This window comes from Limosilactobacillus urinaemulieris (assembly GCF_014838745.1).
Taxonomy (GTDB): Bacteria; Bacillota; Bacilli; order Lactobacillales; family Lactobacillaceae; genus Limosilactobacillus; species Limosilactobacillus urinaemulieris.
This window is the reverse complement of record NZ_JABUXR010000030.1, coordinates 1-3,177: the sequence shown is the minus strand read 5'-3', so window position 1 is coordinate 3,177 and position 3,177 is coordinate 1. Positions and strand designations below refer to the sequence as shown.

1 rRNA gene is annotated in these 3,177 nt (G+C 51.1%); it reads left to right on the top strand.

Features of this window, described 5'->3' with window-relative positions:
• The first annotated feature begins 138 nt into the window (after window positions 1-138).
• Window positions 139-3,060 (top strand): 23S ribosomal RNA (locus tag HUK45_RS09060).
• Window positions 3,061-3,177: the final 117 nt, after the last annotated feature.

Sequence of the window (3,177 nt, the reverse complement as noted above, 5' to 3'; positions counted from 1 at the left end):
AGCTTGCACTTTGAAAACTAAATAATATCAATTTTCTTTATTAATTAACAAAACAAACCGAGAACACCGCGTTATTTTGAGTTTTTTAGAAATTAATCGCTAACTCAATTAATCGGATAATCACGAAGTGATTATCAAGGTTAAGTTATGAAGGGCGCATGGTGAATGCCTTGGTACTAGGAGCCGATGAAGGACGGGACTAACACCGATATGCTTCGGGGAGCGGTAAGTACGCTTTGATCCGGAGATTTCCGAATGGGAAAACCCAACCAACTTAGTCGTTGGTTGCTTGACTAGTGAATCTATAGCTAGCAAGCGGTAGACGCAGTGAACTGAAACATCTCAGTAGCTGCAGGAAGAGAAAGAAACATCGATTCCCTTAGTAGCGGCGAGCGAACGGGGAAGAGCCCAAACCAACGAGCTTGCTCGTTGGGGTTGTAGGACTGAACATTTGAGTTACCAAAGAGCGACGTAGTCGAAACAGTTGGGAAGCTGTGCCAGAGATGGTGAAAGCCCAGTAGACGAAACGGCACTCTCTCAGTTCAGGATCCTGAGTACGGCGGGACACGTGAAACCCCGTCGGAAGCAGCGAGGACCATCTCGCAAGGCTAAATACTCCCTAGTGACCGATAGTGAACCAGTACCGTGAGGGAAAGGTGAAAAGCACCCCGGAAGGGGAGTGAAATAGTTCCTGAAACCATGTGCCTACAAGCTGTCGGAGCCCATTAATGGGTGACGGCGTGCCTCTTGCAGAATGAACCGGCGAGTTACGATTGCATGCAAGGTTAAGGTGGAAAAACCGGAGCCGCAGCGAAAGCGAGTCTGAAATGGGCGTACGAAGTATGTAGTTGTAGACCCGAAACCAGGTGACCTACCCATGTCCAGGTTGAAGGTGCGGTAAAGCGCACTGGAGGACCGAACCCGTGTCAGTTGAAAATGGCTGGGATGAGGTGTGGGTAGCGGTGAAATTCCAAACGAACTTGGAGATAGCTGGTTCTCTCCGAAATCTCTTTAGGGGGAGCCTTGGGATCAAGAATCGTGGAGGTAGAGCTACTGTTTGGACAAGGGGCCCGTCATGGGTTACCAACTTCAGATAAACTCCGAATGCCATTGATTTATGCCCAGGAGTCACACGATGAGTGATAAGATCCACCGTGTAAAGGGGAACAGCCCAGATCACCAGTTAAGGTCCCTAAATATATGCTAAGTGGAAAAGGATGTGGAGTTGCATAGACAACTAGGATGTTGGCTCAGAAGCAGCCACCATTTAAAGAGTGCGTAATAGCTCACTAGTCGAGTGATTCTGCGCCGAAAATGTACCGGGGCTAAGCATATTACCGAAACTGTGGATGTGCACTACGTGCACGTGATAGGAGAGCGTTCTAAGGGCGGTGAAGCTAGACCGTGAGGACTGGTGGAGCGCTTAGAAGTGAGAATGCCGGTATGAGTAGCGAAAGACAGGTGAGAATCCTGTCCACCGAATGACTAAGGTTTCCTGGGGAAGGCTCGTCCTCCCAGGGTAAGTCGGGACCTAAGCCGAGGCCGAGAGACGTAGGCGATGGATAACAGGTTGAGATTCCTGTACCAGTTAACTGCGTTTGACGATGGAGGGACGCAGGAGGCTAAGCAAACCTCACGATTGGAAGAGTGGGGCCAAGCAGTAAGTCAGGATGTGAGTCAAATGCTTACATCCGGGTTGACAAGCTGTGATGGGGAGCGAAATTACAGTAGCGAAGTTGCCGATGTCACACTGCCGAGAAAAGCTTCTAAGGAGCACGTTAACTGCCCGTACCGCAAACCGACACAGGTAGTCGAGGAGAGAATCCTAAGGTGAGCGAGTGAACTCTCGTTAAGGAACTCGGCAAAATGACCCCGTAACTTCGGGAGAAGGGGTGCTGGTCGCAAGACCAGCCGCAGTGAATAGGCCCAGGCGACTGTTTATCAAAAACACAGGTTTCTGCAAAATCGTAAGATGAAGTATAGGGGCTGACGCCTGCCCGGTGCTGGAAGGTTAAAAGGAAGGGTTAGCTTCGGCGAAGCTCTGAATTTAAGCCCCAGTAAACGGCGGCCGTAACTATAACGGTCCTAAGGTAGCGAAATTCCTTGTCGGGTAAGTTCCGACCCGCACGAAAGGCGTAACGATCTGGGCGCTGTCTCAACGAGAGACTCGGTGAAATTGAAATCCCTGTGAAGATGCAGGGTACCCGCGACAGGACGGAAAGACCCCATGGAGCTTTACTGTAGCTTGATATTGAGTGTTTGTACTGCTTGTACAGGATAGGTAGGAGCCATAGAAGTCGGAACGCTAGTTTCGACGGAGGCGTTGGTGGGATACTACCCTTGCATTATGACCACTCTAACCCGCAGCACTGAACGTGCTGGGAGACAGTGTCAGGTGGGCAGTTTGACTGGGGCGGTCGCCTCCTAAAAGGTAACGGAGGCGCCCAAAGGTTCGCTCAGAATGGTTGGAAATCATTCGCAGAGTGTAAAGGCACAAGCGAGCTTGACTGCGAGACAGACAGGTCGAGCAGGGACGAAAGTCGGGCTTAGTGATCCGGTGGTTCCGCATGGAAGGGCCATCGCTCAACGGATAAAAGCTACCCTGGGGATAACAGGCTTATCTCCCCCAAGAGTCCACATCGACGGGGAGGTTTGGCACCTCGATGTCGGCTCATCGCATCCTGGGGCTGTAGTCGGTCCCAAGGGTTGGGCTGTTCGCCCATTAAAGCGGTACGCGAGCTGGGTTCAGAACGTCGTGAGACAGTTCGGTCCCTATCCGTCGCGGGCGGAGGAAATTTGAGAGGACCTGTCCTTAGTACGAGAGGACCGGGATGGACATACCGCTGGTGTACCAGTTGTTCCGCCAGGAGCACCGCTGGGTAGCTATGTATGGACGAGATAAACGCTGAAAGCATCTAAGTGTGAAACTCGCCTCGAGATGAGATTTCCCATTCCTTCGGGAAGTAAGACCCCACAAAGATGATGTGGTAGATAGGATGGAAGTGGAAGTGCCGTGAGGCATGGAGCGGACCATTACTAATCGGTCGAGGACTTAACCAAGTTAAGCGCGGTGCGGTTTGGAAGAAGAAAGATATTGTTTAGTTTTGAGAGCGCAAGCTCTTGCCCGGAAGGGTAAGTGTGGTGATGATGGCTTGAAGGATACACCTGTTCCCATGC